Genomic DNA, 23965 nt, shown 5'->3' on the forward strand with positions numbered 1-23965 from the left:
AGAGAGAAACGGACCGGCAAAAGCGGTTCCAAAAGCGGTTCAATGTCCGAGCCATGATCAACCTGTCGAGCTTCATCACCTTCCACGCCCGCCGGACTCCGGATCGGCCCGCGCTGAAATATCGCGGCGAGGAGATCTCTTATGCGGCATTCGACGCCCGCGTGCGCAAGGTGGCTGGCTGGTTGGCCACGTGCGGGATAGGCGCGGGCGACGTGGTCGCGGTGCTGATGAAGAACAGCGCGGCGTTCCTCGAACTTGTCTTCGCCACTAGTCATCTCGGCGCGGTGTTTTTGCCGATTAACTTCCGCCTCTCCCGCGACGAGGTCGGCTACATCGCCGGCAATGCCGGCGCGCGCATCCTGATCGTCGACGAAGAACTCGCGCCGAATGCTGCGGGGACGACGGTCGTGGCGCTCGACGCGTCAGCACAACAGAGCGTCACGCACCTTGCCGGCGATGCGAGGCCGGTGCCGATGCATGTCTGTGCGCCGTCGGACCTGATGCGGCTGATGTACACCTCGGGCACGACAGATCGTCCCAAGGGCGTGATGCTGACTTACGAGAATTTCTATTGGAAGTCCGCGGACCAGACGATCGCGCTGGCCTTGAGCGCCGATACGCGGCTCCTCGTGGTCGGCCCGCTCTACCACGTCGGTGCGCTCGACCTACCCGGCATTGCCGTGCTTTGGCACGGCGGCTTCATCTCGATCCAGCGCGATTTCGAACCGGAGACGGCGCTCGCCGCAATTGCGGAGGACAACCTCAACGCGGCCTGGTTCGCGCCGGTCATGACGACGGCGATGCTCACCTGCCCTGCCCGCGAGCGCTACGACGTGTCGAGCCTCAAATGGGCGATTGGCGGCGGCGAGAAGACGCCGGAGGTGCGCATCCGCGCCTTCTCCGACTATTTTCGCAACGCGCGCTATATCGACGCTTACGGGCTGACCGAAACCTGTGGCGGCGACACGTTTATGGACGCCGGCCGCGAGATCGAGAAGATCGGCTCCACCGGGCATGCCATCGCCCATGTCGAGATCGAGATCCGTGATGAGGTCGGCAATCGCCTGGCCGCGAACGTCAACGGCGAGATCTGCCTGCGCGGGCCCAAAATCACCAAGGGCTACTGGAAGGATCCGCAGAAGACGGCGTCCGTTTTCTTCGGCGACTGGTTCCGCAGCGGCGACGTTGGTTACCTCGACGACGACGGCTTTCTTTTCCTCACCGACCGCAAGAAGGACATGATCATCTCCGGCGGCGAGAACATCGCCTCCTCCGAGGTCGAGCGTGTGATCTATGAGCTATCAGGCGTACGCGAGGTCGCGGTGATCGGATTGCGCGACGCGCGCTGGGGCGAGCGGCCGGTGGCCGTCGTGGTGCTGGCGGATGGTGCCGCGCTGGAGCTCCCGGCTCTCACCGAGCACTGCCGCGCCCGCCTTGCGAGCTTCAAGGTGCCAAAGCAGCTCGTCGTCCGCGACAGCCTGCCACGCAACCCCTCGGGCAAGATTCTCAAGCGCGTGCTGCGCGCCGAACTGGAGAGCGTTGAATGACGGAAGCGCGAGCCACGGCCAAGGTGACCAAGCTCAATCGCGTTGAGCGCAACGCCTGGACCAAGCAGAAGATATTTGAGGCCGCGACCAAAGTCGTCGGCAAATACGGCTATGCGGAAGCCTCCGTTGCCCGCATCACCGAGCAGGCCGGCGTGGCGCAGGGCACCTTCTACAATCATTTCGAGAACCGCCAGGAGCTTTTGGACCAGCTCCTGCCAAAAATCGGCATCGACATGGTGCACTTCATCCGCGCCCGCACCGGCACGGCGCACGCCGCGCGCCAGGAGATCGAGCGCTTCTCCGCCTTCTTCGACTTCATCCGCGAGGTGCCGGAATTCTTGCGCATCCTCAATGAGGCCGAGTTCTTTGCGCCCTCCGGCTACCAGAAGCACCTCGACAACATCTCCACCGCCTATGTGCGCATCCTGCGCCGCGCCCGGCTCGCAGGCGCGATCGAGGACTTCAGCGACGAGGAATTCGAGGCCATCGTCCACATGCTGATGGGCGCGCGCGGCTATCTCAGCCGTCGCTATTCCTATTCGGCCGATGGCGTCACTGCCGTGCCCGACCACGTCATTTCCGCCTATCGCAAGCTGATGACGCGCGGCCTGTTCAATGCCTCCGGGGAGAAGACGACGCCATGAACATCGAGCTCCCGCGCAAGCAACTCGATCTCGCCTCGGCGATCGCGGAAGGCGACATCCGCTGCCTCCTGATGGTGCTGGTGCATATGACCGGTGATACGCGCTGGCTCGAGCAGCCCTATCTGCCCAAGCGCGACATCCGCCTCATTCCCGATCCCGACGCCGGTGTGCCCAGGGAGGTTCAGGACGAAATCCGCGCCGCCGTAATCAAGCTGTTTGCCGACGGCACACCAAAACCCGTCATCACCGATCCCGGCGAAGAACTTCTCTTGAAGATGATGCGTGCCTGCCTTGGCGAGAACGTCGCACGGGAATACGCGCCGCTGATGCGCGAGGAGATGGGCTTTGTGCCGCGCGAGGCGGGCTGGCGCGAGCGCCCGTCGGACGAGACGCTGGCGCAGCAACAGGTCCTCATCGTCGGCGCCGGGGTCTGCGCCATTGCGCTCGGCGTCACACTCGGCCATCTCGGCATCCCCTACACCATCGTCGAGAAGAACGCCGAGCTCGGCGGCACCTGGTGGATCAACCGCTATCCCGGCTGCGGCGTCGACACGCCGAACCACTCCTATTCCTACTCTTTCGGCTCGCTCAATCCCTGGACACGCTATTTCTGCCAGCGCGAGGAGTTGCTCGCCTATTTGCAGAAGGTCGCGGACGAGTATGGCATCCGCAAACATTTGCGCGTCAACACCGAGCTGACCTCCTCGCACTGGGACGAAGGCAAGCGGCGATGGATCTCGACGTTGAAGACAAAGGATGGCCAAGAGACATTCGAATCGACGGCCTTAGTGAGCGCCATCGGGCAGCTCAACGATCCCTCGCGCGCCCGCTTCAAGGGCGAGGAGGATTTTGGCGGCCAGATCCTGCATTCGGCGCTGTGGTCCGGTGACATCAAGTTCGACGGCAAGCATGTCGCGGTGATCGGGACCGGCGCAACCTCGATGCAGCTCGTGCCTGCGATCGCCGAGCGCGTCGCCTCCGTCACCGTCTATCAGCGCACCGCGCAATGGGCGCGGCCGGTGAAAGGCTACTCGGACCCGATCACAGAGGGCGCGCAATGGCTGCTCGCGCATTTGCCATTCTATGTGAAGTGGTACCGCTTCAACATGTTCTGGCGCTATGGCGACGGGCTATTGCCGTTCCTGCGAAAGGACCCGGCCTGGCCGCACCCCGAGCGCGCCGTCAACAAGGGCAATGACCGGCACCGGCAGGAGCTCACCGACTTCATCCTGTCGGAACTGAAGGACCGCCCGGATCTGATCGCAAAATGCGTGCCTACCTACCCGCCCTATGGCAAGCGCATCCTGCTCGACAACAACTGGTTCAAGACACTGACGAGAGACAATGTCGAGCTCGTCACCGATGAGATCGACCACTTCGATCGCGAGGGCATCGTCACCGCAGACGGTGAGCAGCGTCCCGCCGACATCATCGTGATCGCGACCGGCTTCAAGGTGACCGAGATGGCCGCACGCCTCAACATCACCGGCCGCGATGGCAAGAACCTGCGAGAGGCCTGGGCCAACGACAATCCGACGGCCTTCCTCGGCCTCACCGTGCCCGACTTCCCAAATTTCTTCTGCATGCTCGGCCCGAACGCCGGCCCGGCGCATGGTGGCAGCGTGATCTTCCAGTCGGAATGCCAGAGCCGCTATATCTCGGCCTGTCTCGTCGACATGATCGAGCAGAGCGTCGCCGCGATCGACGTCCGTCAGGACGTGCTCGACGACTACGTGCGCAAGGTCGATGCCGAGCACGAAGCGATGATCTGGACCCATCCGGGCATGACGACCTACTACCGCAACAAGAGCGGCCGTGTGTTCTCGGCAATGCCCTGGCGCTTCGTGGACTACTGGCGCATGACGCACGATCCGGATTTTGGACAGTACCGGCTGACGAAGGCATAGAAAGCCGCATAGACGGTGCACCCTCTCCCCTTGTGGGAGAGGGTGGCTTCGCGAAGCGAAGCCGGGTGAGGGGTTGCTTCCGCGAGACCAACTCTTACCGAACTTGCGGAGATAACCCCTCATCCGGCGCTATAACCGATGCGAAGCATCGGCGTTCTAAGTGAACGGCGGCCAGAGGCCGCCTATGCCACCTTCTCCCACAAGGGGAGAAGGAAGAAGTCGCCACAAAAAGCCCGCGTAACTTGGGCGCCTCTACGCTGCAAGTCCCTCCGTCGGCGAGAACGGCAGACCAAGACTCTCCGCCACCGCCTTGTTGGTGATGCGGCCGCGATAGACGTTGAGGCCGTTGCGCAAATGCTGGTTCTCGAGCACGGCGGCAAAGCCGTTCTTCGCAAGCTGCAGGCCGAACGGCAGCGTCGCGTTGTTGAGCGCCTGGCTCGACGTCACCGGCACCGCGCCGGGCATGTTGGCAACGCAATAATGCACGATGCCGTCCACCTCATAGGTGGGGTCGGCATGGGTCGTCGGCCGCGATGTCTCGAAACAGCCGCCCTGGTCGATCGCGACGTCGACCAGCACCGATCCTGGCCGCATCGAGCCCAGCATCTTACGCGTGACGAGCTTAGGCGCGCTGGCGCCGGGCACCAGCACCGCGCCGATGACGACGTCGGCGGCGAAGACTTCCTCTTCGACCGACTCGATCGTCGAGAAGCGCGTGCGCACGCGCCCGATAAAGAGATCATCCAGTTCGCGCAGGCGGGGGATCGAGCGATCGATGACGGTGACCTCGGCACCGAGCCCTGCGGCCATGCGGGCGGCCTGGGTTCCGACCACGCCACCGCCGAGCACCACGACGCGGGCGGGCTGCACGCCCGGCACGCCGCCGAGCAGCACGCCGCGACCGCCGGCCGACCGCCTGAGCGCTGCGCCGGCAGCTTCGATCGCAAGGCGGCCGGCGACTTCGCTCATCGGCGCGAGCAGAGGGAGGTGACCGCTCGCGTCAGTGACGGTTTCATAGGCGATCGCGGTGCAGCCGGAGGCGAGCAGACCCCTAGTCTGCTCCGGGTCCGGCGCGAGGTGAAGATAGGTGAAGAGGATCTGGTTCTCGCGGAGCTGGGACCACTCGCTCTTCTGCGGCTCCTTCACCTTCACGATAATGTCCGCCTTGGCGAAGATGTCGCGCGCGTTCTCCGCGATTGTGGCCCCTGCCCGCCGGTAGACCTCGTCCGAGGCACCGATACCGTCGCCGGCGCCGGTCTCCACCGTGACCTTGTGCCCGGCCGCGACATATTCGCGGACGGCACCGGGGGTAAGCCCAACGCGATATTCCTGCATCTTGATTTCCTTGGGGACACCGACGCGCATCTCGCGCTCCTTCCTGAGAGTCTTGCCTTAAAGCCTTGAATCGCCTCCTGATGTTAGCGGCAGCGCCAGTTTGGTTTCGTGCAAATATCGCGTAGTTTCACCATGCCAACGCCGGTTTCCGGCGCCATTCCTCTCTTTCACGCTGGAATCGAAACCGTGGGCCTTGACCGAAAAGACCTGACCATCCTCGCGGAACTCACCACCAACGCGCGCGCGAGCCACACTGAGCTCGCAACCAAGGTCGGGCTCTCGAGCACGGCACTGGCGCGGCGGCAGAAGGCGCTGGAGGATGACGGCTACATTCAGGCCTACCAGGCCGCACTCGATCTCGCGCAGTTCGGCCTCACCACGACGGTGCTGGTCCGGATCGCGCTGGAGAGCCAGAGCGACGACGCGCTGAAGGCGTTCGAGGCGGAGGTGGTGAAATGCCCCTCGGTCGTCCGCTGCTTCCTGATGTCGGGCACCGACGACTACATCCTGATCGTGCTGGCGCGCGACATCCAGGATTTCGAGCGCATCCACCGCACCGAGTTGTCGCGGCTGCCGCGCGTCGCGCGCGTGCAATCGAGTTTCGCGCTCCGCGAGGTGGTCAACCGCGCCGTGCCGCCGGTGGTGTTTCGGGAGACGCAACGCTAGCGCTGGCCGAAACGGCCGGGCTGTCATCCCACTGTCATCGAATATGCCGAGAGCTGTGAGCTTCGCATATTCGGGACCGCACATGGACTATTTCAAGCGCTTCAACTTCCTGTTCGCCGCACCGGTGTTCGACACCGACGATCTCGAAGGCATCCGTTTCAACCAGATCATCGAGGAGATCCAGCGCTCCGGCTTCGAGGTGGTGCGGGCCCGCAGGCTCGAGGATGCCGAAATCGCGGTGCAGACCGATGCCGCCATCGGCTGCATGGTCGTCGACTGGGGCAAGAAGGGCCTAGAAGGCAAGACTTCGGCGCTGATCAACCTGATGCGCCGTCGCGGCCTCGACTTCCCGATCATCCTCCTGATCCGACGCAAGCGGTTCGAGGACCTGCCCGTCGAGGTGCTCGATTTCATCGACGGTTACGTCTTCCTGTCTGAGGAAACGCCGCCCTTCATCGCCAAGAACCTGATCAGCCGGCTGAAACAATATGCCGAGACGCTGAAGACACCTTTCTTCGGCGCGCTGGTCGACTACGCCGAGGAAGGCAACCAGCTCTGGACTTGCCCGGGCCACAATGGCGGCGTGTTCTACAACCGCAGCCCGATCGGACGCGTCTTCGTGGAACATCTTGGCGAGTCCGTATTCCGCGACGATCTCGACAATTCCGTGCTCGACCTCGGGGACCTCCTCACCCATGAGGGCCGGGCGCTGAAGGCACAGAAGGAAGCCGCCCAGATTTTTGGCGCGGAAAAGACCTATTTCGTGCTCAACGGCACCTCGACCTCGAATAAGGTCGCGCTCGGCGCGCTCGTCACCGATGGCGACCTCGTGCTATTCGACCGCAACAACCACAAGGCCGCCCATCACGGCGCGCTAATGATCAATGGCGGCATCCCGGTCTACGTGCCGACCATCCGCAATGCCTGGGGCCTGATCGGCCCGATGCGCTGGGAGGCGCTCGACGAGAAGGCGCTGCGCGAGGAGATCCGCAACAACCCGCTGGTGCAGGACAGGGACGCCTGGCGCAAGGAGCGGCCGTTCCGTGTCGCGGTCGTCGAACAGTGCACCTATGACGGCACGATCCACAGCGCCGAGATGATTTTGAAGCGCATCGGCCATCTCTGCGATTACATCCTGTTCGACGAGGCCTGGGCCGGCTTCATGAAGTTCCACCCGCTCTATGCCGGCCGCTTCGCCATGGGCCTTTCGGGCCTGACACCGGATGCGCCGGGCATCATCGCGACGCAGTCGACCCACAAGCAGCTCGCGAGCTTCTCGCAGGCCTCGCAAATCCACGTCAGGGACCGCCACATTCGCGGCCAGAAGCGACGCGTCGAGCACCGCCGCTTCAACGAAAGCTTCATGCAGCACGCCTCGACGTCACCGTTCTATCCCCTGTTCGCCTCGCTCGATGTCGGGGCGCAAATGATGAAGGGCCGGTCCGGCGAGGTGCTGTGGGACGATACGATCCGGCTTGGCATCGAACTGCGCAAGAAGATGCGCGCGATGCGCCGGGAGTTCGAGGAGAAGGAGCAGACCCCCGAGCGACGCTGGTTTTTCGAGCCGTTCGTTCCCGATCGTGTCGCCATTCCCGACGTCAGCCGGCCCGGCGCGGTCCATAACGTTGCCTGGGAGACCCTTTCGACCGACGAGCTCGCGACCAATCCCGCGCTCTGGCAGCTTTCTCCCGACAGCACCTGGCACGGTTTTCCCGGCTTGACGGAAGGTTTTGCCATGACCGATCCGAACAAGCTGACGCTGCTGACGCCCGGCTTCGACCGCACCACCGGCGCCTATGCCGAGCATGGCATCCCGGCCCCGGTCGTCGCGCAATATCTGCGCGAGAACCGCATCGTGGCCGAGAAGAACGACCTCAACTCCCTGCTCTTCCTGCTCACACCCGGGGTCGAGGCGAGCAAGGCCGGCACGCTGATTTCGGGCCTGGTCGCCTTCAAGAAGCTGCACGACGACAATGCACTGCTGGCCGACGTGATCCCGGAATTCTATCAGCGGCGTCGGGCGCGCTATGCGGAAGTACGGCTCCGCGATCTTTGCGCTGATATGCACCGCTTCTTCCGCGAGGCCGAGGTCAGCACGCTCCAGGCACGGCAATTCCAGCGCGAGCACCAGCCCGAGATCGCGCTGTCGCCGCGCGATGCGGCCCGGTGCCTGATCCGCAACGACGTCGACTATCTGCCGATCGAGGCGATTGCCGGCCGTATCGCCACCACGCCATTCGTGGTCTACCCGCCCGGCATCGCCACGATCGTCCCGGGCGAACGGCTGACCGAGCGCGCCAAGCCGATGATCGACTACCTGAAGATGTTCGAAACCTGCTTCAATACGTTCCCGGGCTTCGATGTCGAGATCCAGGGCGTCTACAAGGAGGTCGACGCGGCCGGCCGCATCGGACTCTATACCTATGTGGTGGCCGAGTAGTCGCCGATGGACGGAATGAGCATGATGCGCGCGGACGACGAGCCGGTTCTGGTCCGTCCCTCGCGCGACAGTGACGTCGAGGCGATGCTGGCGATCTACCGCCATCACGTCAGGCACGGCGTTCCAAAGGATGTCGAAGGCCACGGTGCGCCGGAACCTGACGATCTGCGGGATCGGCGCAAGAATTTGCGGCAGAACCGCCTGCCGCATCTGGTCGCCACATGGCGCGGCGACGTCGTCGGATACGCCTATGCGGTGCTATTCCGTAAGCGCCCGGCCTATCGCTTCACGGCCAAGCACTCAATCTACGTCCACCACGACCATGTCGGGCACGGCATCGGACGGCTGCTGCTTCAGGACTTGATCGACGCCTGCGCGGCCGCCGGCTTCCGTCAGATGATCGGCTATATCGACGCCGACAACACCGCCTCGCTCGCGCTGCACGAAAAGTTCGGATTCACGCGGGCCGGATTGCTGTGCGGAGTTGCCTATCGCTACGGCCGCTGGTCCGACACGGTCATGGTGCAACGCTCGCTCGGTGCCGGTTCAACGGCGCCGCCGCCCGCATCTTCCCCAGGCCGTTAGACAAGGCGACAACCCGGCGTCACGACGGGAAATCAGCCGCTTTCACATGAATGCGGTCTGCATGCAGGGACCAATGATGTAACGCCTGATCCTTGCAGAATTTTCGCTTGGCCTGCTCGGTGGCTTCGCCTTCGTCCGAAGCCTCGATCTCCAGGGTACCCTGGCAGACTTCGCTCTGCCGGCCGTACTCGCCGAGCACGTCCTTCATGAACCTGACGACATAGCGTGACATGGCACCTCCTGCTGCCCCGGCGGCACTCTAGTCCCATTTAACCGCATCGCGGGAGAGCGATTTTGACGCGGATCAAAAAACCGCCGGCGGTTCCACTACTTGTCGTTCCGGGGCGCCCGAAGGATGAACCCGGAATCCAAATTGGCCGCTGGTGAAGGGAGAAATGGATTCTGGACTCGCGACTTCGTCGTGCCCCGGAATGACAGTTGTCCTTACCCCGGCGTGAAGCCAAAAGCCTTGTGGAAGCGCTCCGCGTAGTGCGGCCAGACGGCGGGATTAATGACGCGCGGCGGGCGCTTGCCGTCGAGCGCGGCCAAGACCTGCTCGGCGGCGATGCGACCCATATTCTGGCGGGCTTCAGTGGTGACGCCAGCGGTATGCGGGCTGGCCAGCACGTTGTCGAACTGCAGCAGCGGGTGGTCCGGCGGCGGCGGCTCCTTGGACCAGACGTCGAGGCCGGCACCGGCAATGCGCTTGTCGCGCAACGCCCCAAGCAACGCGTCCTCGTCGTGGATGAAGCCGCGCGCCGTGGTGACGAAATAGGCGTGCGGCTGCATCAGCGCGAACTCGCGCACCCCGATCATGCCGCGGCTGCCCTTGTCGAGCGGACAGGAGATCGACACGAAGTCGGCGCGGCGCAAAAGCTCGTCGAGCTCGACCTTTTCGCCGCCGCGCGCGGCCATCTCTTCGGCCGAAAGATACGGGTCGTAGGCCAGCACCTTCATGCCGAGCAGCGTGCTGCACAGCGCGGCGATGCGACGGCCGACATTGCCGAGCCCGACGATGCCGACGGTCTTGTGCTCGACCTCGTTGCCGACGAGATCGTTGCGGTTGACGTTGCGCTCGCGGCGCAGGCGACGGTCGGACTGGATGATCCGCTTCGACAGCGTGAGCATCATGGCGAGCGCATGCTCGGCGACCGAATGCGCATTGCCGCCGGACTGGTTGACGACGAGGACGCCCGCCGCGGTGCAGGCCTCGACATCGACGGGATCGAAACCCGCGCCGTTGGAGGACACGAGCAGCAGGTTGGGCGTCCGCTTGAGGAGATCGGCATGGACGTGGAAATGCGGCGCCAGTTCGTCGCGCGCGGCCCCAACCTGATAGACATGCGCGGCCTCCAGGACCGGCGCGAAATCGGCCACTGGACTATCGTTCTCAAGCCGGTCGAGCCGGACGTCGGCACGCGCCTTCAGGATGTCGATGTAGATGGGATTGGCGAGATATTTGACGTAAAAGACGCGCTTGTTGTTGACCGACATCGACCTGCTTCCGGCTCCCGGCGGAGGCCATGCAGGAGCGGCGCGGCATGCGCCCCTCCAGGCTTTCCTCCCGTTCTTCTGATTGTGGTTGCTTATGACACGGCGGTGCCGGCCGAGGCAGGCCTTGCGGCGCAGATCGCCATGCCGGCGTGGACATGTTGACAATCCCGCCGGTGGCGTCAAGTTCGGACCCCGAAGCACCTGAACTGGGCAGCCGCGATTTGCGCTCAAGAGCAAGAAGGATGGTCGCGGAAGGGAGGACGAGATGGCGATCGTGGAGCAGCACACCCCGCCCCTGACGTCTCACGACACGGCTGAAAGAACCTGGCACGGCATCGTGCTGCAGACCCTGAAGCGGAACGACGTCGGCCTCATCCCCTACGTGCCCGATCGGGTGCTGACGCCGCTGATCAGGAACCTGCACGCCGATCCCTTCTTCACGACGTTTGCGACCGCGCGCGAGGAGGAAGCCGTCGGCATCCTTGCCGGCGCCTGGATGGGCGGCCGCCGCGGCGCGCTGCTGATGCAGACCTCGGGCTTCGCCACGCTGGCCAATGTGCTGGCCTCGCTCGCGGTGCCCTATCAGATCCCGCTGATCATGTTCGTGTCCGAGCGCGGGACGCTCGGCGAGTTCAACTACGGCCAGGCGCTGGTCTGCCGCACCATGCGTCCGGTGTTGGATTCGCTCGCGCTGGAGCATCACACCATCACCCGGCTCGACGAGCTTGAATTCACCGTCGACCGCTCGATCAAGCAGGCCGTCACCACGCAGGCGCCCGTGGCGCTGATCCTCAATCCGCTGCTAACCGGCGGCAAGACTTTCGACAAGTGAGATCAGCCATGAGCAAGGACACCGCCAATCGCAACACCAAGGTGATGAACCGCTACGACGTCACCTCGCGCCTGATCGGCAAGCTCCAGAACGAGGAGGCCGTGATCGGCGGCATCGGTAACACCAATTTCGACCTGTGGGCCGCGGGCCACCGGCCGCAGAACTTCTACATGCTTGGCAGCATGGGGCTGGCCTTCCCGATTGCGCTCGGCGTGGCACTGGCGCAGCCCGATCGCCGCGTCATCGCGCTGGAGGGTGACGGCTCGCTGCTGATGCAGCTCGGCGCGCTGTCGACCATCGCGTCGTTGAAGCCCAAAAACCTCACCATGATTGTATTCGACAACGGCATCTACCAGATTACGGGCTCGCAACCGACGCCGGCCGCTTCAGTTGCCGATATCGTGGCTATCAGCGTCGGTTCGGGACTGACCAACAGCGTCTGGGCCGCAGACGAGGAGGATTTTGAGCGTCTGGTCGATGAATCGCTGGGCGCGTCTGAGCCAACGCTGATTGCGCTACGCATCGACGACCAGCCGGGCGTCGGCACGACCCGCCGCGATCCCGTTCAGATTCGTGAACGGTTCATGCACGGCCTCGGCGTGCGGCAGCCACTTTAACGATCTGTAATTAACTACCCGGCGATCTGACGCCTGACGACTTTTATTGCGCTGCAAAATCGTGCTAAGCGAACTGGAATGACCATTCTTTTGAAGCTATTTGCCTGGCTGCTCGCCGCCGCCGTCGCCTTCGCGACGCTTGGTCCGCCCGACCTCCGCCCGCATGCCCAACTCGGCCAGGATGGCGAGCACGCGCTCGCCTTCGTGCTGGTTGGCCTTGCCTTCGGGCTTGCCTATTCGACGCGACGCTGGTCGGCTGCGATGATCGCGGTCGGCCTGATCGGCGTCCTCGAATTGTTGCAATTCATTGCGCCAGGCCGCCATGCGCGGCTTGAAGATTTTGTCGTGGATGCCCTCACCGCTTGCGTCGGCTTCGTGCTGTCCGCGGCCGTCGAGTGGGCGGTCACACGCTTTCGCAGCAACACCCTCACGAGCGAAGGCCCCGCGGAGTAGATCTCCGCAGGGCCCGTTGACGTTCGTGGTGGGTGCGATCAGTCGATGATCTTGACGATTTTGCGCGTGCGCGGCTCGACGATCACGCGGCGATCATTGACGACCGCGTAGCGGTACTCGGTGTAGTTCGGAACGGGGCGCAGCACCACGGTTGGCGGCAGCGGCTCGCCGACGACGACGCGCTCCTGCACCACGACCGAGTGATCACGCGGAATTCCGCCCAGCACCGCGTTCGGAATTTCGAGGCCCGCGCCGACGGCCGCTCCGACCGTGCCGCCGACCATCGCGCCGATCGGGCCGCCGACCTCACCGCCCGCACGCGCGCCCTCGTGGGCGCCCTGGGCGGTGGTCGACTGAGCAAAGGCTGCGCTTGACGCCAGCAGCGACGCCGCAGCCAACGAGATCGCAAGACTCTTCATGTCAACTCTCCAGTGTTTGTTATGCGCTCACAACCGATGGAAACGGCGATAGTTCCGGTTCCATCGTGGCCGAAGCGCGGCACAAAAACTGGAGAACGTTACTGCGTAACAGTTCAGGCGGCGGCGATCTCGTGCCCCGCCATCAATTCGAGCGCGCGCACCATCGCCGAATGATCCCAAGCCTTGCCGCCATGCGCGGTGCAGGCCGAGAACAATTGCTGGGCGACCGCCGTGCTCGGCAGCGACAGGCCGAGCGAACGCGCGCCTTCGAGCGCGAGGTTGAGATCCTTCTGGTGCAGCTCGATCCGGAAGCCGGGATCGAAATTGCGCTTCACCATGCGTTCGCCATGCACCTCCAGAATCCGCGACGAGGCGAAGCCGCCCATCAGCGCCTGCCGCACCAGCGCCGGATCGGCGCCCGCCTTGGAGGCGAACAGCAGCGCCTCGCTCACCGCCTCGATCGTCAGTGCGACAATGATCTGGTTCGCGACCTTGGTGGTCTGTCCGTCGCCATTGGCGCCGACCCGGGTGACGTTCTTGCCCATCTTGTCGAACACGCCCTTCATGGTGTTGAAGGCGCGCTCGGGCCCGCCGATCATGATGGTGAGGCTCGCAGCCTTCGCGCCGACCTCGCCGCCCGACACCGGCGCGTCGAGATAGTCCGCACCCAGCGCCTCGATCTTCCTGGCGAACTCCTTGGTCGCAAGCGGCGAGATCGAGCTCATGTCGACCACGATCTTGCCCTTGGAGATGCCGTCCGCAACGCCGTCCTTGCCAAACAGCACGGCCTCAACATGCGGCGTATCCGGCACCATGATGATGACGGCGTCCGCCTCCTGCGCGACCTCCTTCGCCGACTTGCAGTCGACGCCGCCGGCCGCAATCAGATCCGGCGCGACTCCGCCGACGTCATGCAGGAACAGGCGATGGCCCGCAGCCAGGAGATGGCCGGCCATCGGCCGTCCCATGGTGCCCAGTCCAATGAAACCGATATCGATCATGTCCATAAATCCTCAGGTCTCGAACGTTTGCGCGGCGTGCCAGGACAGGCCTTCCAGCGTCGTGGTGCGCGGCTTGTATTCGCAGCCGATCCAGCCGCGATAGCCGATCGCGTCGAGGTGGCGAAACAGGAAGGGATAGTTGATCTCGCCGGTGCCGGGCTCGTGGCGGCCGGGATTGTCGGCGAGCTGAACATGGGCGATGCGATCGAGATGCTTCTCAATCGTGCGGGCGAGATCGCCCTCCATGATCTGCATGTGATAGATGTCGTACTGGATGAACAGATTGCTCGAGCGCACCTCGGAGATGAGCTGCACCGCCTGTTCGGTCCCGTTGAGGAAGAAGCCGGGAATGTCGAGCGTGTTGATCGGCTCGACCAAGAGCTTGATGTTCTCCCGCGCCAGCGTCGCGGCGGCAAAGCGCAAATTCCCGACCAGCGTCTCGTTCAGCTCGCCCGGATCGGCGCCAGCGGGCGCGATGCCGACGAGGCAATTGAGCTGATCGCAGTCGAGCGCCTTGGCATAATCGATGGCGCGGAACACGCCGTCGCGGAATTCGGCGACGCGGTCCGGCAGGATGGCGATGCCGCGCTCGCCCGCCGCCCAGTTGCCCGCCGGCAGATTGTGCAACACCTGCGTGAGCCCGTGGCTGTCGAGCTGCTCGCGCAGCAGCGCCTTGTCGAAATCATAGGGAAAGAGATACTCGACCCCGTTGAAGCCTGCGGCCTTGGCGGCCGCAAACCGCTCGGGAAACGGCATCTCGTTGAAGAGCATGGTGAGGTTGGCGGCAAATTTCGGCATCGTGCTGTCCTCCCTATTCCGCCGGCTGCAGCACGCCGGGCCGCGCGCTTTCGACCTCGTCGAGCGGCAGGTCCAGCACCTCCTCGAACTCGACGATGTTGTCGATCTCCGTGCCCATCGCGATGTTGGTGACGCGTTCCAGGATGAACTCGACCACCACGGGCACGCGGTGCTTGGCCATCAATTCGCGCGCGGCTGCAAATGCCGCCTGCGCGTCCTTCGGATCCCTGACGCGGATCGCCTTGCAGCCGAGCCCTTCGGCGACCGCGACATGGTCGACGCCGTAGACGCCGAGTTCGGGGGCGTTGATGTTCTCGAAGGAGAGCTGGACGTGATAGTCCATGTCAAAGCCGCGCTGGGCCTGACGGATCAAGCCGAGATAGGAATTGTTCACGACGACGTGAATGTAGGGCAGATTGAACTGCGCCCCGACCGCGAGTTCCTCGATCAGAAACTGGAAGTCGTAGTCGCCCGAGAGCGCGACGATGTCGCGTTCCGGACATGCCGCGCGCACGCCAAGGGCTGCGGGCAATGTCCAGCCGAGCGGACCCGCCTGCCCCGCATTGATCCAGTTGCGGGGCTTGTAGACGCCGAGGAACTGCGCGCCGGCGATCTGCGAGAGGCCGATCACGGTGACGTAGCAGGTGTCGCGGCCAAAGGCCTTGGTCATCTCCTCATAGACGCGCTGCGGCTTGATCGGCACGTTGTCATAATGGCTCTTGCGCAGCATCGAACGTTTGCGATCGAGGCAGGCGGCGGGCCACGCCTGGCGCTCGCGCAGCCTGCCGGACCGGCGCCACTCCCTGGCGACGGTGACGAAGAGTTCAAGCGCAGCCTTGGCATCCGAGACGATCCCGAGATCGGGATTGAACACGCGGCCGATCTGCGTCGGCTCGATATCGACGTGAACGAATTTGCGGCCCTTGGTGTAGGTCTCGATCGAGCCGGTATGGCGGTTGGCCCAGCGGTTGCCGATGCCGAGCACGAAATCGGAGTCCAGCATCGTGGCGTTGCCGTAGCGGTGGCTGGTCTGCAGGCCGACCATGCCGGCCATCAGCACGTGATCGTCCGGAATGGCGCCCCATCCCATCAGCGTCGGCACGACAGGCACGTTCACGGTCTCGGCGAATTCGACGAGCAGATCGGAGGCGTCGGCATTGATGATGCCGCCACCCGCGACGATCAGCGGCCGCTCGGCGGCGTTGAGCATCTCCAGCGCCTTCTCGACCTGCTTTCGCGACGCGGTCGGCCGGTAGACCGGCAGCGGCTCATAGGTCTCGTCATCGAACTCGATCTCGGCGAGCTGCACGTCGAGCGGCATGTCGATCAGCACCGGGCCCGGCCGGCCCGAACGCATGATGTGGAAGGCCTGGCTGAATACGCGGGGTACCAGCGCCGGCTCGCGCACCGTCACCGCCCATTTCGTCACGGGCTTTGCGATCGACTCGATGTCGACGGCCTGGAAGTCTTCCTTGTAGAGCCGCGCCCGCGGCGCCTGGCCGGTGATGCAGAGGATCGGGATGGAATCGGCGATCGCCGAATAGAGCCCGGTGATCATGTCGGTGCCAGCAGGCCCCGATGTCCCGATGCAAACGCCGATATTGCCGGCCTTCGCCCGCGTATACCCCTCCGCCATGTGCGAAGCACCTTCGACGTGGCGCGCCAAAATATGGTGGATCGAGCCGCGCTTCTTCAGCGCTGAATAGAGCGGATTGATCGCAGCACCGGGAACGCCGAAGGCGGTGGTGATGCCCTCCTTCTCCAGAATGCGGACGGCTGCATCGACGGCTCGCATCTTCGCCATATCGGACCTCGCTCGGTTGCGGTGTTCTCGAGCGTGATCATCGGGGGCGTGGGCGGCGATCTCAACGAGATCGATTTTATTTTCCACCATGCGGCAGCCGCAGAAAAATCGCGGCGGTCTCAATCGGTTAGATCGAGAGATGCGTGAAAGCGGATCACGCGAAGATGCAAATTTCCGGAATGGCCGATAGCGGAATCAAATCGAAGCCGGTGAACTAATCCTCGTTCGCCTTGAATCGCCCGAGGCCCTTCAACACGAAGGGTGCCAGCAGCGCGATCAGCGCCACCGCAAGCAGCGTCGCCGAGATCGGGCTCTGCACCAGTGTCATGGGATCGCCGAGACTGATCGCGAGCGCGCGGCGCAACTGGCTCTCGGCGATCGGGCCGAGGATCAGGCCGACCACGACGGGCGCGATCGGAAAATCGAACCGCCGCATCAGGAAGCCGAGCACGCCAAAACCAGCCAGCATCGACAATTCGACTACCGACGGCTTTGCGGCAATGGTGCCCATGGTCGCGAAGACGAGGATGCCGGCGTAGAGCCACGGCTGCGGGATCGCGAGCAGCCGTACCCACAATCCAACCAGCGGCAGATTGAGCACGAGCAGCATGCAATTGGCGATGAAGAGACTGGCGATCAGGCCCCACACCAGGTCCGGCCGCTCGGCGAACAGCAGCGGCCCCGGGTTGAGGCCGTATTGCTGGAAGCCCGCCAGCATCATCGCGGCCGTTGCCGATGTCGGCAATCCCAGCGTCAAGAGCGGCACCAGCGTGCCGGCGGCGGAGGCGTTGTTGGCGGCTTCCGGTCCCGCGACGCCTTCAATCGCGCCCCTGCCGAACTCTTCCGGATGTTTTGTGAGACGCTTCTCTGTCGAATAAGACAGGAAGGTCGGGATCTCTGCGCCGCCTGCGGGCAGCGCGCCGATCGGGAAGCCGAACATGGTGCCGCGCAACCACGGCTTCCACGACCGCTTCCAGTCTTCTTTTGTCATCCACAACGACCCGCGCACAGGCTCGAGCTTTTCCTCGGTGTGGTGGCGACGCGATGCGACGTAGAGCGCCTCGCCCACCGCGAACAGGCCGACGGCCAGCGTAGTGACCTCGACGCCGTCGAGCAACTCCGGGACGCCGAACGCAAGCCGCGCCTGACCGGTCAGCTTGTCGATGCCGATGAGGCCCAGCGTCAGCCCGATGAACAGGCTGGTCAGGCCGCGGATCGGGGAATCTCCGAAGGTCGCCGACACCGTGACGAAGGCGACGCACATCAGCGCGAAATAATCCTCAGGGCCAAAGCGCACGGCGAAATCGACCAGCCACGGTGCGAGGAACGCGAGACCAATGGTGGCGATGGTGCCGGCGACGAAGGAGCCGATCGCCGATGTCGCAAGCGCCGGCCCGCCGCGGCCCGCCTTGGCCATCTTGTTGCCTTCGAGCGCGGTCGCCATCGAGGCGCTCTCGCCGGGCGTGTTAATGAGGATAGCGGTGGTCGATCCGCCATACATGCCGCCATAATAGATGCCGGCGAACATGATCAGCGAACCGCCGGGGTCGAGCTTGTACGTCACCGGCAGCAGCAGCGCGACCGTCAACGCCGGACCGATGCCGGGCAGCACGCCCACGGCCGTGCCGAGGAACACGCCGATCAACGCGTACAGCAAATTCATCGGCTGGATGGCAACCGCCATGCCATGCGCCAGCGCGGCAAAAGTGTCCATCACAGCAGTCGCTCCAGCGGGCCGGTCGGAAGGCTCAGCGTCAACAGGCGGTCGAACGCGAGATAAATGAGGGTCGACATCACGATGGCGATAATGCTGTCGACAAGGATGGCACGGCGCCCGAAGGCGGCCGACGTCGTGACGAACAGCGCCGACGTCGCCAGGATGAAACCTCCGCCAAGGCCAATGATGGCGATCAGCAGCGCAAGGCCAATGAGGATCAGAATCACCGGCACGGGATCGGCGCTTTCTCGCTCCGGAAGATTACCGCGCAGCGCGTCGATGAAATTGCCGATTGCGAGCAGCGCGAGGCCGGTGGCGACCAAGACCGGCATGGCCTCCGGCCCCATCCCGTACATTGCGGTGGACTGCAGGCCGCGCGCGTCCCAGACCAGCACCGCGGCGAGCGCCGCGAGCAGTGCAGCGATGACGATGCCGGCGCGATCGACGCGCCGCGGCGGCTGCGCAGGATCACCTGAGCTCATGACTTGACCAAGCCAACCGACCTGAGCACATCAGTGACGCGCACGGTTTCCTTCTTCAGGAAGTCGGCGAAAGCGTCGCCGCCGAGATAGGCGTCCTCCCAGCCCTTCTGCTTGAGGATTTCCTTCCACGCGTCCGACTTCACCATCTTCTCGACCGCATCGCTCAGCGTCTTGCGCTGCTCCGGCGTGATGCCGGGAGGCGCGACCACCGAGCGCCAGTTGGCGATCACGAGGTCTATGCCCTGCTCCTTGAAGGTCGGGATGTCGCTGCCTGCGATGCGCTTCTCCGAGGTCACGCCGATCGCGCGCAGCTTGCCGGACTTGATCTGCCCTTCATATTCGCTCAGCCCCGAAATGCCCGCGGTGACCTTGCCGCCGAGGATCGCCGCCAGTGACTCGCCACCGCCGGAGAACGGGATGTAGTTGATTTTCTTCGCGTCGGCGCCGACGGCGCCAGCGAACAACGCCGCCATCACATGGTCGACGCCGCCGGCCGACCCGCCGGCGAAGGTCACCTTGGCGATATCGGCCTTCACCGCGGCGGCCAGATCCTGCGCGGTCTTGATCGGCGAATTCGCCGGCACCACGATCACCTGGATTTCCTCGGTGAGGCGCGCGATCGGTGTCACCTGATCGAGCGTCACCGGCGACTTGTTCATCGCGAGTGCGCCCACCATGACGAAGCCGTTGACCATCAGCTGGTTGCCATCGCCCTTTGCGCCGTTGACAAACTGCGCAATGCCGACGCTGCCGCCTGCGCCGGGAACGTTGGTGACCTGCACGCTGCGCGCGACGCCCGCGGCGACCAGCGCCTGCTGCATCGAGCGCGCGGTCTGGTCCCAGCCCCCGCCTGGTGCCGCCGGCGCCATCAGCTTGAGCTCGAGCTGCTGGGCAAAGGCCGGGGTGGCTGCCGCAAGGGTCAGCGCGACGGCTGCGCCGACAAGGCGCGCAGAAAATTGAAACATGAGGGCATTCTCCAGGCTCATGCGGACGTTGCTGATCATTTGCCGCATTGTGTCGTTTGGTCGCATATCAGCCAAAACGGCTGATGCTGTCCAGCGACAGCGCCTGGTTTCCTGTTAGCGGGACGCCGGCATCACCCCGCCGAGCGCGACCGTCAGCTCACCGGCGACTTCGCGCACGATTTGGCCGATTTCCGGTAATCTGTCGTCGGTCATGCGGCTGGTCATGCCCGAGACGGAAATCGCCGCGAGCGGCTCGGCGCAGTCGTTATAGACCACTGCGGCAATACAGCGCAGGCCCATACAGGCCTCTTCATCGTCGAGCGCGTAACCCTGCTTGCGGATTTTTTCGAGCTCCTTGAACAGGTCGCTCGGGCGCACGATCGACTTCTCAGTCAGCCTGGGCATGCCGTGATGGCGAATGACCGCGCCGACGTCCTCATCGGAATAGGTCGCGAGCACCGCCTTGCCGACACCCGACGTCACCATGGCGACGCGGCCGCCGACCTGGGTCAGCGAGCGCATGATCTCGCGGCTCTCCATCCGGGTCAGCACGATGATGAATTCGTCGTCGACCACGGCGAGGTTGGCGGTCTCGCGAGTGAGATCGCGCAGCTTGCGCAGATAGGGAATCGCCTGCGCACTGAAGTTGCGCCGCCGCGCAAAACTCGCGCCTACGGTAAAGCTGCGTACGCCGACATGCCATTTGGATTCGGCGCGGTCGAACTGTACGAAGCGACGGCTTTCCAGCGTCGCCAGCAGGCGGTGCACGGTCGAGGCCGACAGGCCGGTGCGGACAGCTAGATCGCTGAGGCGATAGCCCTCGTCGTCTTCGGCCAATGTCTCGATGATCGACAGCGCGCGGTCGACGGACTGTACGCCGCCATCGCGCGAATCGTGATCGGCCTCCCCAGATTTGGGCTCGAGAGGTTTGCGCCGGATCACGTCTTTTTTCATCGCGACCTGACCGTTCCGACTACGTCATTCCGGAATGGTCCGAAGGACCATATCCGGAATCTCGAGATCCCGGGTTCGATGCTTCGCATCGCCCCGGGATGACAGGAGAGATAACGCTCAGAGCAGGCCCGCGCCGCGGGCCCACTTGTACTTGGCGCCGAGCACCTCGACCGGCAGCTCGGTCGAATAGGCGTAGGCCGGGATGCCGTGCTGGTAGAGATATTCGGCGGCCTCCTCGACCTCGACGTCGCCGGCGAGCGAGGCGACCATCGGCTTCACAAAGCCCTTGGCCTCCATCTCCTTCTTCACCTCGACCATGTTGCGGGCGAACACCATCGGCGGAGTGACGATCGTGTGCCAATAGCCGAGGATCAGCGCGTGGATGCGTTCGTCGGAGAGCCCGAGCTTCACCGTGTTGACGTAGGTGATCGGCGGCTCACCGCCGGTGATATCCACAGGATTTCCCGCCGCACCGAACGGTGGGATGAACTTGCGGAAGGCCGCATCCAGATCCGGCGGCATCGACATCAGCGACAGGCCGTTGTCGACGCAGGAGTCCGACAGCAGCACGCCCGAGCCGCCCGCACCGGTGATGATCAGCACATTCTCGCCCTTCGGCGTCGGCAGCACCGGCACGCCGCGGGCGAATTCGAGCAGTTGACGCAAAGACCGCGCACGGATCACGCCGGACTGCTTGAACACGTCCTCATAGATCCGGTCGTTACCGGCGAGCGCGCCGGTGTGCGAGGATGCCGCCTTCGCGCCGGCCGAGGTGCGGCCGGCCTTGAGCACGACCACCGGCTTCTTCTTGGAGACGCGTTTTGCAGCCTCCGCAAAAGCACGGCCGTCCTTGAGGTCTTCGCAGTGCTGCGCGATCAAATTGGTGTTGGGATCCTGCTCGAAGAAGGCGAGCAGATCGTCCTCGTCGATGTCGGACTTGTTGCCGAGACCGACGATCGCCGACACGCCCATCTTGGCGGAGCGCGAGAAGCCGATGATGGCCATGCCGATGCCGCCCGACTGCGACGACAGCGCCGCGTGGCCTTTGACGTCGTAGGCGGTGCAGAAGGTCGCGCAGAGGTTCGCCCACGTATAGTAGAAGCCGTAGATGTTCGGCCCCATCAGGCGGATGTCGTACTTCTTGCCGACCTCGACGATCTCGGCCTGGAGCTCGGGCGCGCCGGCTTCCGCAAAACCCGACGGGATCAACACCGCACCGGGGATCTTCTTCTCACCGCATTCAGTGAGCGCCGCCGCCACGAACTTTGCGGGGATCGCGAACACAGCCGTATCGATCACGCCCGGCACGTCCTTGACGCTCTTATAGGCCTTGTAGCCGAGGATCTCGGCGGCCTTCGGATGGATCGGGTAGATCTCGCCCTTGTAGCCGCCGTTGATGAGGTTCTTCATCACGGAGTTGCCGATCTTGCCGTCTTCGGCCGAGGCACCGACCACGGCAACCGCCTTCGGCTGCATGATGCGCTTCATGGCCGCGACGATCTCTTCGGTCGGGCGCGGCTTGGGCTTCGGCTTGTAGGCGAAGTCGACGACGATGCGCACGTCGGCGGCGATCGCGTCCTTCGGAGTCGCGAAGACCGGGTTGAGGTCGAGCTCGACGATCTCCGGGAAGTCGGTGACGAGCTGCGACACCTTGACGATGACGTCGGAGAGCGCAGTGCGGTTCACCGGCTCGCTGCCACGAACACCCTTCAAAATCTCATGCGCCTGGATGCCGTCGAGCATCGAGAGCGCGTCTTCCTTGGTCGCGGGCGCGAGACGGAAGGTGATGTCCTTCAGGACTTCGACCAGCACGCCACCGAGGCCGAAGGCGACGAGCTTGCCGAACGAGGCGTCGGTGATGGAGCCGACGATGACCTCGGTGCCGCCGGCCAGCATCTGCTGCACCTGGATGCCCTCGATCTTGGCGTCGGCCTTGTATTTCTTGGCGTTGGAGAGAATGGTCTCGTAGGCCTTCTCGGCATCCTGCGCCGTTTTGACGCCGACGATGACGCCGCCAGCTTCGGTCTTGTGGAGAATGTCCGGCGAGACGATCTTCATCACGACCGGGAAACCCATCGAGGACGCCATCTTGCCGGCCTCGCCTGCCGACTTCGCAACCCCCTCCTTCGGCACCGGAATGCCATAGGCGTCGCAGACGACCTTGCCTTCGGGCGCCGTCAGGCTGGTGCGATTGTCCGCCTTGACCTGGTCAAGAACCTTGCGGACGACATCTTTGGAATTGGACATGTGGCTTCCTCCTTGACCTCAAATTCTTGCTTTGCAGGGCGCGCATTGGGCTGCCCGTGACGCCTGCCATTCGCCGCGCCCTGTTCCCTCGGACGGAACGGAGTGGCATTTGCCTAACTCTCTTCCGCCGGCCTGGATCAAAAATGGCTGGCGATGGCATTTGGTATGCCAGAAGCCAACTTGTCAAGCGGCCGCATCGGGGGTAACGCCGCAAAAAATAGGCAGCTTGACATTCTGGCATGTGGTATGCCAAAAACATTTCGGTAAATATTCCTGTAAAAGACGACTCCTTCATAGGAGGAGAATCGTCGTGTCCCTACGGAAACAGACCAAGGCGCCGTCCAACATGGCCGAGGCAGACATCGCAATCGTCCGCATTGCCCCGGAGAGCAGCTTCAAGAACAAGGCGTATGACGCCTTGAAGGAAGCGATCCTCAGGATGGACATCTATTCGACGCCCGAGCCGGTAATGCTCGACGAGCGCGCCCTCTCCGAACGACTTGGTGTCAGCCGCACGCCGATCCGCGAAGCGATCGCCATGCTCGAGCAGGACGGCTTTGTGAAGACCGTGCCGCGCCGGGGCATCATGGTGGTGCGCCGGACCAAAAGCGAGATCGTCGACATGATCCGCGCCTGGGCGGCGCTGGAGAGCATGGCCGCGCGCCTGATCACCACGACCGCGCGCAAGAAGGACATCTCGGCGCTGCGCGACTTCTTCAAGGATTTTGGCAAGGACCGCCTGCCCGAAGATCACGTCGAGGAATATTCCAAGGCGAATATCGCGTTCCACCAGGCGCTGATCTCGCTGTCGGAATCGCCGATCCTGGTCGACCTGACCAACGATCTGCTGCTGCATGTGCGCGGCTACCGGCAACTGACCATCGGACGCAAGGATCGCACCGCGACCTCGCTGCCCGAGCATCTCGGCATCATCGAAGCGCTGGAAGCGCGCGACACCGAACTCGCCGAGAAGCGCGCGCGTGACCACACGCTGGGCCTTGCGGCCTACGTCGAGGCCCACGGCCAGGAACTTTTTACTTAGCAACGTTCACCAGAAG

Annotated in this window: 22 protein-coding genes; 10 read left to right on the forward strand and 12 right to left on the reverse strand. The window is 64.0% G+C overall.

Annotated features, from left to right (window positions below):
- Positions 1-53: 53 nt before the first annotated feature.
- The 3 genes from KUF59_RS28615 to KUF59_RS28625 are packed head-to-tail and all read left to right on the forward strand — an operon-like array spanning position 54 to position 4098.
- On the forward strand, positions 54-1547 hold the full coding sequence (locus KUF59_RS28615; RefSeq protein ID WP_258767259.1) for an AMP-binding protein: 1494 nt from the start codon (positions 54-56) through the stop codon (positions 1545-1547).
- A complete protein-coding gene (locus tag KUF59_RS28620) occupies positions 1544-2191 on the forward strand; it encodes a TetR/AcrR family transcriptional regulator (RefSeq protein ID WP_212455543.1) in 648 nt (215 codons plus the stop codon). The genes KUF59_RS28615 and KUF59_RS28620 overlap by 4 nt, the downstream gene beginning before the upstream one ends.
- The gene (locus KUF59_RS28625; RefSeq protein WP_212455544.1) at positions 2188-4098 is read left to right on the forward strand and encodes a flavin-containing monooxygenase; all 1911 of its coding nucleotides are present in this window, start codon (positions 2188-2190) and stop codon (positions 4096-4098) included. Before KUF59_RS28620 ends, KUF59_RS28625 begins: the two co-directional genes overlap by 4 nt.
- A gap of 252 nt (positions 4099-4350) precedes the next feature.
- On the opposite strand, the gene ald is transcribed toward KUF59_RS28625, so the two are convergent.
- Positions 4351-5463, reverse strand: coding sequence for an alanine dehydrogenase (gene ald / locus KUF59_RS28630; protein ID WP_212455545.1), 1113 nt, complete (start codon positions 5461-5463; stop codon positions 4351-4353).
- Between the two features lie 156 nt (positions 5464-5619).
- Here ald and KUF59_RS28635 point away from each other — a divergent pair, with 156 nt between their 5' ends.
- From KUF59_RS28635 to KUF59_RS28645, 3 genes are all read left to right on the forward strand, one after another.
- On the forward strand, positions 5620-6099 hold the full coding sequence (locus KUF59_RS28635) for an Lrp/AsnC family transcriptional regulator (protein WP_212402470.1): 480 nt from the start codon (positions 5620-5622) through the stop codon (positions 6097-6099).
- A gap of 82 nt (positions 6100-6181) precedes the next feature.
- On the forward strand, positions 6182-8539 hold the full coding sequence (locus KUF59_RS28640; RefSeq protein ID WP_212455546.1) for an Orn/Lys/Arg family decarboxylase: 2358 nt from the start codon (positions 6182-6184) through the stop codon (positions 8537-8539).
- 15 nt (positions 8540-8554) lie between these two features.
- On the forward strand, positions 8555-9124 hold the full coding sequence (locus KUF59_RS28645; RefSeq protein WP_408918038.1) for a GNAT family N-acetyltransferase: 570 nt from the start codon (positions 8555-8557) through the stop codon (positions 9122-9124).
- A gap of 19 nt (positions 9125-9143) precedes the next feature.
- On the opposite strand, the gene KUF59_RS28650 is transcribed toward KUF59_RS28645, so the two are convergent.
- The gene (locus KUF59_RS28650) at positions 9144-9356 is read right to left on the reverse strand and encodes a hypothetical protein (RefSeq protein ID WP_212455548.1); all 213 of its coding nucleotides are present in this window, start codon (positions 9354-9356) and stop codon (positions 9144-9146) included.
- A gap of 212 nt (positions 9357-9568) precedes the next feature.
- On the reverse strand, positions 9569-10618 hold the full coding sequence (locus KUF59_RS28655; RefSeq protein WP_212455549.1) for a hydroxyacid dehydrogenase: 1050 nt from the start codon (positions 10616-10618) through the stop codon (positions 9569-9571).
- Between the two features lie 265 nt (positions 10619-10883).
- Here KUF59_RS28655 and KUF59_RS28660 point away from each other — a divergent pair, with 265 nt between their 5' ends.
- The 3 genes from KUF59_RS28660 to KUF59_RS28670 all read left to right on the forward strand — a co-directional run bounded on the left by KUF59_RS28660 (position 10884) and on the right by KUF59_RS28670 (position 12520).
- Complete coding sequence (locus tag KUF59_RS28660) at positions 10884-11450, forward strand: thiamine pyrophosphate-binding protein (RefSeq protein ID WP_212455550.1); 567 nt, start codon at positions 10884-10886, stop codon at positions 11448-11450.
- Between the two features lie 8 nt (positions 11451-11458).
- A complete protein-coding gene (locus KUF59_RS28665) occupies positions 11459-12067 on the forward strand; it encodes a thiamine pyrophosphate-dependent enzyme (protein ID WP_212455551.1) in 609 nt (202 codons plus the stop codon).
- 78 nt (positions 12068-12145) lie between these two features.
- Positions 12146-12520, forward strand: a complete 375-nt coding sequence (locus tag KUF59_RS28670) for a VanZ family protein (protein ID WP_212455552.1) — start codon at positions 12146-12148, stop codon at positions 12518-12520.
- A gap of 38 nt (positions 12521-12558) precedes the next feature.
- Here KUF59_RS28670 and KUF59_RS28675 read toward each other — a convergent pair whose 3' ends face one another.
- From KUF59_RS28675 to KUF59_RS28715, 9 genes are all read right to left on the reverse strand, one after another.
- Complete coding sequence (locus KUF59_RS28675; protein WP_212455553.1) at positions 12559-12939, reverse strand: DUF1236 domain-containing protein; 381 nt, start codon at positions 12937-12939, stop codon at positions 12559-12561.
- A 113-nt stretch (positions 12940-13052) separates the two neighbouring features.
- Complete coding sequence (locus KUF59_RS28680) at positions 13053-13940, reverse strand: 2-hydroxy-3-oxopropionate reductase (RefSeq protein ID WP_212455554.1); 888 nt, start codon at positions 13938-13940, stop codon at positions 13053-13055.
- A 12-nt stretch (positions 13941-13952) separates the two neighbouring features.
- The gene (hyi, locus tag KUF59_RS28685; RefSeq protein ID WP_212455555.1) at positions 13953-14738 is read right to left on the reverse strand and encodes a hydroxypyruvate isomerase; all 786 of its coding nucleotides are present in this window, start codon (positions 14736-14738) and stop codon (positions 13953-13955) included.
- A gap of 13 nt (positions 14739-14751) precedes the next feature.
- Entirely contained in the window at positions 14752-16542 is a 1791-nt protein-coding gene (gene gcl / locus KUF59_RS28690) for a glyoxylate carboligase (protein ID WP_212455556.1), read from the reverse strand.
- 214 nt (positions 16543-16756) lie between these two features.
- Positions 16757-18256: a tripartite tricarboxylate transporter permease gene (locus KUF59_RS28695; RefSeq protein WP_212455557.1), complete on the reverse strand. Its 1500-nt coding sequence runs from the start codon at positions 18254-18256 to the stop codon at positions 16757-16759.
- Positions 18256-18741 (reverse strand): tripartite tricarboxylate transporter TctB family protein, encoded by a 486-nt coding sequence (locus KUF59_RS28700; RefSeq protein ID WP_212455558.1) that lies wholly within the window; start codon positions 18739-18741, stop codon positions 18256-18258. Before KUF59_RS28700 ends, KUF59_RS28695 begins: the two co-directional genes overlap by 1 nt.
- Entirely contained in the window at positions 18738-19706 is a 969-nt protein-coding gene (locus KUF59_RS28705; protein WP_212455559.1) for a Bug family tripartite tricarboxylate transporter substrate binding protein, read from the reverse strand. The genes KUF59_RS28700 and KUF59_RS28705 overlap by 4 nt, the downstream gene beginning before the upstream one ends.
- A 114-nt stretch (positions 19707-19820) precedes the next feature.
- The gene (locus KUF59_RS28710; RefSeq protein ID WP_212455560.1) at positions 19821-20660 is read right to left on the reverse strand and encodes an IclR family transcriptional regulator; all 840 of its coding nucleotides are present in this window, start codon (positions 20658-20660) and stop codon (positions 19821-19823) included.
- A gap of 117 nt (positions 20661-20777) precedes the next feature.
- Positions 20778-22907, reverse strand: a complete 2130-nt coding sequence (locus KUF59_RS28715; RefSeq protein WP_212455561.1) for an acetate--CoA ligase family protein — start codon at positions 22905-22907, stop codon at positions 20778-20780.
- A gap of 346 nt (positions 22908-23253) precedes the next feature.
- Between KUF59_RS28715 and KUF59_RS28720 the strand changes: the two genes are divergently transcribed.
- Entirely contained in the window at positions 23254-23949 is a 696-nt protein-coding gene (locus KUF59_RS28720) for a GntR family transcriptional regulator (protein WP_249140020.1), read from the forward strand.
- Positions 23950-23965: the final 16 nt, after the last annotated feature.

It is taken from the genome of Bradyrhizobium arachidis (assembly GCF_024758505.1).
Lineage (GTDB): Bacteria > Pseudomonadota > Alphaproteobacteria > Rhizobiales > Xanthobacteraceae > Bradyrhizobium > Bradyrhizobium manausense_C.